Origin of the sequence: Paraburkholderia sp. RL17-347-BIC-D, assembly GCF_046027915.1 — a bacterium.
Lineage (GTDB): Bacteria > Pseudomonadota > Gammaproteobacteria > Burkholderiales > Burkholderiaceae > Paraburkholderia.
The window spans coordinates 58,462-66,087 of record NZ_JARESS010000046.1 but is presented as its reverse complement, the minus strand read 5'-3'; the positions used below and the strand labels follow the sequence as shown (position 1 = coordinate 66,087).

The following is a 7,626-nucleotide window of genomic DNA, read 5'->3' as shown; positions in this document are numbered from 1 at the left end:
CGGCATTCTGCTGGGTGTTTGCGTGGCGACTTTCGTGCAGATGTCGTTCTGGCGCGAGGGCGAGGGCGATGTGCTGCGACAGAAGCTCGCAACCCTGTTGCGCGCGATTGCAGCACAGTTGCGCCCATCGCAGGTTGGCGCCGAGAAAGGGGATGATCTGCCGTATGCACAGCGCCAGTTGCAGGCGTGGGCCGTGCTGGCCGATTGCGAGACGACGCTCTCGCGTGTCGCGCTCGAGCCCGCCTGGCAGGAAGGCGAGCAGTCGCAACTGACACTGCGCGCGCAAACGGTGCTCGCGCAGGGACGCGAGATCATGCTTGCGGGTGATGCGTTGCGCAGCGCGCTCGTGGCGCAAGCGGGATCGTCGAGCCCACACACCATCGACGCAGTGCACGCGGCCCAGCAACAGGCCAGCGCCGAACTCAACCGGTACGCGGATGAACTCGCGGCCAACCCACCCGATGCACACGCGCCGCGGCGCACCGAGGTCGCTGCGCAAGCGGTCGAACCGGCTCAACTGGCCGATCGGCCGCTCATCGCAGCAGCGGACGAACTGTCGCGGCAGATCGCGGGGCTGCCGGACTGGCGCGTCGAGGTAGCGGTCGCGGCGCCCGCATTACCGGCGGTGCGAGCATGAACGCGCGATCGGGTTTGTGCGATTGGCGATGGCGCCGATGCCTTCTATGCGTCGCGTGGATATCGTCCGTGCTGTCGGGGTGCGCGCTGATCCATCACAACGGCACGCCCTACACCGAGATCGCGCCCGAGCAAATCAATCTCGCGGACGACATCCACCTCGCACGCGACGGCTGGCCCGCCGCGCGTTGGTGGACGCGCTATCGCGATGCCCAGCTCGACGCGCTGATCGATCAGGCGCTCGCCGATGCGCCGACCATGGTGATCGCGCGCACGCGCGTCGCGCAAGCAAAGTCGGATGTGGAGCTTGCCAGAGCGGGATCCAACCTTCAGGTAGCGGCGCTGGCGTCGCTGGATCGCGAGCATATTTCGGCGAACGGCTTTCTCGGCCCGTTCGCGAGGAACGAACCGGCTGCGGGGCTGACGGGGCCGTGGTACACGGAAGGTGTCGTCGGGCTTGGCGCGAGCCTGGACGTGGACATCTGGGGCAAGCAACGCGCGGAGGTCGCCGCGTCGCTCGGCGTGAGCAATGCGCGGCTCGCCGAGACGTCCGCTGTCGAAATCGAAATCTCGACGGATGTCGCCCAGCTTTACTACGGCATTCAAACGACTTATCAGCTCATCGATCTGCTGAACGAATCGCATGAGATCGCGGAGTTCGCGGTGCAAGCACACGAAGGGCGAGCGGCGCGAGGCCTCGAAGCCCGCACCCAGTTCGAAGAGGCACGCGCGCAGCAACTGGCCATTGAAGGGCAGATCGTGTCGGCGCAAGGGCAGATCAAGCAGTTGCGCGAATCGATGCGCGCGCTGGTTGGCGCGGGGCCCGCAGGCCTGCCCGCCATCGAACCCGTTGCGTTGCCGCGCTCGCAGGCGGCGTTGCCGACGACGCTCTCGTACGAACTGCTGGCCCGGCGGCCCGATCTGCAGGCGATGCGATGGTATGTCGAGGCGTCGTTCGACCGGATCGACGCGGCGAAGGCGGCGTTTTATCCAAGCTTCGATATCAAGGCATTTTTTGGCTTCAACGCCTTGCACCTTGCCGACCTCTTCACGCATGCAAGCCAGCAGATCAACCTGATTCCGGGCCTGACCTTGCCGATTTTCGACGGCGGCAGGCTCAACGCGAACCTGAACGGCGCCCGCGAGGGCAGCAACCTGTTGATCGAGCAGTACAACCAGGCCGTTCTCAACGCCGTACGCGATGTCGCCCAGACGGGCAGCCGTCTGCAGTCCCTCGACGCGGAGACTGCGTTGCAGAAACAACGGATCGAATCAGTCGCGTTCACGAGGGACAGTGTCGAAGCCTACTATCAACGCGGGCTGACGAGCCGGCTCATGGCGCTCGAAGCGCGCCAGCCGGTGATTGCGGAACAGGTCGCCCTGCTCACGCTCAAGGGTCAAGCGCTCAGTCAGGAAATTGTGTTGACGAAGGCGCTCGGCGGCGGCTATCTCGCCGATCCACCTGTCGAACTGAAGCCGCGTTGAACGGCGCACGTATTTTGTTCAGAACTGCTGTGCGCGCAGCGATTCGAATTCCGCGCGGCACACGTCGCCGAACTTGCCGAGAATGTCGATCGAGCCATCCGCGAGCATCTCGCGAATCTCGATGAAGGACTTGTCTGGCGCGAGATAGGTGTCCACGATCTTGCGTCCGATCACGTCGGCCTCGTCCGCGACTTCGAGCGACGACTGGACGCGCATGCGGCTGATCTTCGCGTAGAGGTTGCCGAGCCCGGCGAGATCGGGCTGGTTGTGTTGCAGCGCGTCGACATAGCACTTCGTCGCTTCCTCGATGAACGCCTTGTACAGATCCTGCCGCCAGGTGAGGTCATGCGCTAACCACTCCGCGCGGACCTGGGTGCGTTGGGTCAGCCAGGAGGCAAGAACCGAAGTCATGCCGCCGATGGCGGCGCCGACTAGTGCAGCCAAGGCAGAGATAACCGATGCATTCATAGACTATCCTCACGTTGTCATTCAGCTATCCATATTAACTCGGAGCGCGCAATTCTGGATTTGGAGGTCCGGGATCGGAGCGCAGGGAGTGAGCGCCCACGGACTCGTATCCGTTAGAGGGACGCCATTGCGCGAATAAGCATTTGACTTTGCAATCGGTCATTTTCTGTCATCGGCTGCCCCGCGATGCGCTCACGCGAATGTCTCCTCCACTTCAACATCAGATCGCTAATCTAGCGAATTACTTTACACAAGGTGGTCTACGTCCGGTAACTTTCGTTTGCACACGGCAGTTATCGGGAAACTGTACCCGGTGGGCATTTCAATCTTATGTACAGGAAGCAGCAAAATATGGCCGCCTTCGATCTGAATCTTTTGCGCATCTTCGACGCCGTTTGGCGTCACCGCAATCTAAGCCGTGCGGCCACGGAGTTGGAGCTCACCCAATCGACGCTGTCGCATGCGCTGAGCCGCCTGCGAGAGCAGCTCGACGATCCGTTGTTTGTACGAACCGGGCACGGCATGCAGCCATCGGCGCGGGCTGTGCAACTGGCGCCGGTTGTCGAATCCCTGCTAACGAACGTTCGAGACCGCGTTCTTACGGCGCCAGCGTTCGAGCCTCAGACATCGCGGCGCACGTTCACGATAGCAATGACCGACGTCGGCGAGATTGCTTTTCTCCCAAGGCTATTGCATGAGCTGGCCATGATCGCACCGCAAGCCTCTGTTCACGCGGTCTCGGTTCGACCTGAGGACCTCGTGGCTGATCTCGCATCTGGCAAGGTAGATCTCGCCGTAGGCTATTTTCCGGATCTGCAAGGCGCGGATACTTTCCAGCAGCGCTTGTACACCGAGGGATTCGTTTGTCTCGTCCGCCAAGGTCATCCGCTGGTGCACGGTGAGGTGACGCGAGAGCAGTTTCTCCAGATGTCGCACGTTATCGTCGAGACGGAAGAAAGGCACAGGGAGCTCGCTGAACAGCATTTGAAAAGCGAACACGTTGCGAGGCGCGAAGCGCTGCGTCTGCCACATTTCATCAGTATCGCACCTGTGATTGCCGCGACCGATCTGATCGTGACCGTGCCCGAGGCGCTCGCCGAGGTGCTCAGCCGCCTGGCCAGTGTGCAGGTGCTGCGCCCGCCACTGAAACTTCCGTCTTTTGAAGTGAAGCAACACTGGCACCTCTGCCAGCACTACGAGCCGGCGAACCGATGGCTTCGAGAGATTGTCTTTAACCTGTTTAACCGGCCAAGCTCCGAGCCGCGGCCTCGCCGATCGCGCAAGGCTAGTGCGTGAGCCTCCACTCGCCGCGCAGATAGTCCCCTCTCGTCTTTCGCGATGCGCTCGCCAACATTCCTATGCGCAGCCCACGCGACGTCTTTTCCGTCCTGAGGCCTCAAACGCCTTTGCCGATATTCTGACTTCTAACGGTGTCTTCGCACCGGTCAACGACTGCTGATCGCATCGCGATATGCAGCAATTTCACATCCCATATGAACGGTTTGAAATTGACGCATATCAGCCCGCTGATTAGCATTTATTCACGTTGATCGACAGTCTCGTCATTCACGAACGGGGCGCTGGCAAATTGGAGACTCTGATGGAAAGTGCAGTGCATACGCCGCCTGGCGTGTCGGCGGAACGTCCAACGAATGCAGAACTGCGGCGGCTGATTGTCGCGTCATCTCTCGGAAGTGTGATCGAGTGGTACGACTTCATGGTCTACGTGTCACTCGCGGTCTACATAGGGCCGATGTTTTTCGTGACCCACGATGAGACCGTACGAGTCATGCTGAGTGTGGCTACGCTCACCACGGGATATGTCGTACGCCCATTAGGCGGCATGTTCTTCGGCATTATCGGCGATCGGTACGGCAGGAAGATCACATTCGTCTGGACGCTTCTCGTCATGGGGATCGCCACGGCCGGGATCGGTCTGCTGCCGACCTACGACAAGGTCGGTCTTGTCGCCCCGGCACTGCTTTTGACTTGCCGCATGCTTCAGGGGATGGCCCTTGGAGGCGAATACGCCGGGGCCGCTGTTTACGTCGCCGAACACGCCCCTTCTGGAAAGCGAGGGTTGCTCACTGGCTGGATCCAGGCATCCACCAGCGTCGGCCAACTGTCAGCGATCGCGGTCATCTTCGTTCTTCAGTATTCCCTGACGAGTGAGGACTTTGCCGCTTGGGGATGGCGGATTCCGTTTCTTCTATCCGCGATCATTCTCGGCATCTCACTGTATGTCCGTTCACGCCTCTCGGAATCACCAGCCTTCGTCGCAATGAAGAGCGCTCATACGGAATCACGCAAGCCTTTCCGCGATACGTGGCGCTGGAGCAATCTGAAGCTGATGCTTATCGCACTCTTCGGAGCGGTGGCCGGCCATGCGACGCTCGGCAACATGGGTCTCGTGTTTTCGTTGCTGTATCTGCAGTCCGGGCTTCATGTCAGTCCGCACGTCACCAGTGCGGTGTATGCGGGCGGCCTGATCCTGAGCTTGCCTTTTTTTGTGTTCTTCGGCTGGCTGTCCGATCGCATTGGACGTAAGCGCGTGATGGTTTTCGGCATGTTGCTCGCCGCGGTCTCATACCTACCCATCTACAAGCTGATGACGGTTTACTCCAATCCCGTCGATCCCCTTGCACTCTCGCTTCTCGTGTTCGCGCATATGTTCCTGATCTCGCTGGTTTTCGGGCCTCTTGCGGCCTATCTGGTCGAGCTGTTTCCGACCCGAGTGCGCACGACATCCCTTTCCATTCCCTACAACATCGGTACGGGTGTCATCGGTGGACTCTTGCCGCTCATCGTCTTCGCGATCCGCAACGCGACCGGAAGCATCTACATTGCGCTTGCCTATCCGATATCGGTGGCGATGATCGCTGCCTTGGTGAATATCTTTTTCGTACGCGATCGTCACGGGCAGCCACTTGAATAAACACGCATCGGTTTACGGTCTCCCGCTATGGAAATTGCGAAAGACCGAACTCATATTGGAAGGAGCATGCAATGCGCAATCTGGACGAAAACACTATCACCGCAGCGACCATCTCCCGTCATGCGCAATGCGCAGACCCGCGCACGAAAGTACTGATGACGAGGTTAATCGAATCGCTCCACGATTTCGCACGCGAGGTGGAATTGACCGAAGAGGAATGGGCAACGGGTATTGCGTTCCTCACTTCTGTCGGCAAGAAATGCAGCGATACGAGGCAAGAATTCATACTGCTCTCCGACACGTTGGGCCTGTCCACACTCGTTTGCGCACAAAACAATCGTAAGCCGAAGGAATGCACCGAATCCACTGTCTTCGGTCCGTTCCATCTGGAAAACAGCCCGCCGCGGTCGATGGACGAGGACATATCCGAGGGAGCGTCCGGCGAACCATGCTTTGTTTCCGGTGTGGTCCGCGATCTGGACGGCAAGCCGATCGAAGGTGCAACGATTGAAGTGTGGCAGGCCGACGGGGCAGGATTCTATGACGTGCAATACAGCGACTTCGACGAACACCGGATGCGTGCCACGTTTCGTACCGGTGTCGACGGAGCCTATCGCTTCCGCACAGTCGTCGCTGCGTCCTATCCGATACCGACCGACGGCCCGGTCGGCACCATGCTCGCAGCGTTGGGGCGGCATCCTTGGCGGCCGGCCCACCTTCACTATCGCATCACCGTGCCGGGTTACCAGACACTCGTCACCCATATATTCCGGGACGGTGACGAGTATCTCGATTCGGACGCCGTTTTCGGAGTGCGATCGACGCTGGTCTGCGAATGGATCAGGCACACCGACGGCGGAGCGCCCAATGGTGAGTCGATGAGCGAGCCGTTCTACACGCTGAACTACGACTTCGTCCTCAGTCCGGCACGGCCAAACGCAGATGCGAGAGTTGGAGCTTCTACCGATGATTGCGAACAGGCTTAACTTCGTCTACACGTCTTGGCGCAACCGTGTTGTATTCGGCGAAGGCGCCATTACGGGACTCTCCGACGAACTCGCGTCTGCGGGGCTCGATCGTGTGCTAGTCGTCTGCACACCGCAGCAGAGAGCGCTTGCGGAACTTGTGCAATCCCACGCAGGTAAATCCGCGGTAGCGATCTTCGATGAGGCTCGCATGCATGTACCTGCCAGCGTGGTGCGAAGCGCGAGCGAAGTGGCGCGATCCGCGAATGTCCAGGGCGTTGTTGCTGCGGGAGGCGGTTCGACGATCGGACTCGCCAAGATGCTGGCACTTCATGAGCAGATTCCGTACGTGGCCGTGCCAACGACCTATGCGGGATCTGAGATGACGCCGATTTACGGTATCACGGCGATGAACGAGAAGCGCACCGGACGCGATGAGAGGGTTCTGCCCAAAACAGTCATTTACGATCCATCTTTGACACTCGATCTTCCGTGGCCGGTTTCGGTAAGCAGCGGTCTGAATGCGATCGCTCACGCTGCGGAGGGACTCTACGCATTCGATTCGAATCCGATCCTTCAACTGATGGCCGAGGAAGGCATCCGCGCGATGGCAAACGGGATGAGGCAACTTGCGACGAAGCCTCACGACATCGAGGCGCGCGGAGCGTGTCTGTACGGTGCATGGTTATGTGGGAGCGTGCTAGGCCAGGCTGGCATGGCGATTCATCACAAACTGTGTCACGTACTGGGTGGTTCGTTAGATTTGCCTCACGCTGAAACGCACGCGGTTATGTTGCCGCACACGATAGGCTACAACGCTGAATTCGCGCCCGGCGCGATGGCGCGAATCAGGCGCGCTCTGAATGCGGAAGATGCTGCGATGGGGCTTTACGAACTCGGCGCAGAACTTGGCTCTCCATGCTCGTTAAGGGATCTTGGAGTGCAGGAGCGAGAGCTGTCCCGGATAGTCGATGTAACGATTGCCAATCCGTATTGGAATCCTCGTCCACTGGAGCGAAGTGATTTGATGGACATGCTGTATCAGGCATGGCGTGGCGATCCGCCAGCAAGGGCCTAAGGCCCAGGAAAGATACGCCTTCCGCATACGGTTCAGGTGTAGGAGTTATGGGTTTGATA

At 59.8% G+C, this 7,626-nt stretch carries 6 protein-coding genes and 1 pseudogene; 6 read left to right on the top strand and 1 reads right to left on the bottom strand.

Features of this window, described 5'->3' with window-relative positions; genetic code table 11:
* A pseudogene (locus tag P0D96_RS37735) lies at nt 1-637 on the top strand (FUSC family protein); the annotation flags it as partial.
* Nucleotides 634-2,121 carry an MdtP family multidrug efflux transporter outer membrane subunit gene (locus P0D96_RS37730; RefSeq protein ID WP_408318810.1) on the top strand — a complete coding sequence of 496 codons (1,488 nt, stop codon included), beginning with the start codon at nt 634-636 and terminating at the stop codon, nt 2,119-2,121. The pseudogene P0D96_RS37735 and the gene P0D96_RS37730, both read left to right, overlap by 4 nt.
* 18 nt (nt 2,122-2,139) lie before the next feature.
* Here the strand turns inward: P0D96_RS37730 and P0D96_RS37725 are convergent, their stop codons facing one another.
* Entirely contained in the window at nt 2,140-2,589 is a 450-nt protein-coding gene (locus P0D96_RS37725) for a hypothetical protein (protein WP_408179332.1), read from the bottom strand.
* 351 nt (nt 2,590-2,940) lie between these two features.
* Between P0D96_RS37725 and P0D96_RS37720 the strand changes: the two genes are divergently transcribed.
* The 4 genes from P0D96_RS37720 (at nt 2,941) to P0D96_RS37705 (ending at nt 7,567) form a co-directional block, all read left to right on the top strand.
* The gene (locus P0D96_RS37720; protein WP_408318809.1) at nt 2,941-3,885 is read left to right on the top strand and encodes a LysR family transcriptional regulator; all 945 of its coding nucleotides are present in this window, start codon (nt 2,941-2,943) and stop codon (nt 3,883-3,885) included.
* 304 nt (nt 3,886-4,189) lie between these two features.
* Complete coding sequence (locus P0D96_RS37715) at nt 4,190-5,524, top strand: MFS transporter (RefSeq protein WP_408318808.1); 1,335 nt, start codon at nt 4,190-4,192, stop codon at nt 5,522-5,524.
* A 71-nt stretch (nt 5,525-5,595) separates the two neighbouring features.
* Entirely contained in the window at nt 5,596-6,510 is a 915-nt protein-coding gene (locus tag P0D96_RS37710) for an intradiol ring-cleavage dioxygenase (protein ID WP_408318807.1), read from the top strand.
* Complete coding sequence (locus P0D96_RS37705; protein ID WP_408318806.1) at nt 6,491-7,567, top strand: maleylacetate reductase; 1,077 nt, start codon at nt 6,491-6,493, stop codon at nt 7,565-7,567. Before P0D96_RS37710 ends, P0D96_RS37705 begins: the two co-directional genes overlap by 20 nt.
* Nucleotides 7,568-7,626: the final 59 nt, after the last annotated feature.

What these genes read in the sequence shown, in the direction of transcription:
- P0D96_RS37725 (WP_408179332.1), bottom strand. Translation starts at nt 2,589, where the DNA reads ATGAATGCATCGGTTATCTCTGCCTTGGCTGCACTAGTCGGCGCCGCC.
- P0D96_RS37715 (WP_408318808.1), top strand. Translation starts at nt 4,190, where the DNA reads ATGGAAAGTGCAGTGCATACGCCGCCTGGCGTGTCGGCGGAACGTCCA.
- P0D96_RS37720 (WP_408318809.1), top strand. Translation starts at nt 2,941, where the DNA reads ATGGCCGCCTTCGATCTGAATCTTTTGCGCATCTTCGACGCCGTTTGG.
- P0D96_RS37730 (WP_408318810.1), top strand. Translation starts at nt 634, where the DNA reads ATGAACGCGCGATCGGGTTTGTGCGATTGGCGATGGCGCCGATGCCTT.
- P0D96_RS37705 (WP_408318806.1), top strand. Translation starts at nt 6,491, where the DNA reads ATGATTGCGAACAGGCTTAACTTCGTCTACACGTCTTGGCGCAACCGT.
- P0D96_RS37710 (WP_408318807.1), top strand. Translation starts at nt 5,596, where the DNA reads ATGCGCAATCTGGACGAAAACACTATCACCGCAGCGACCATCTCCCGT.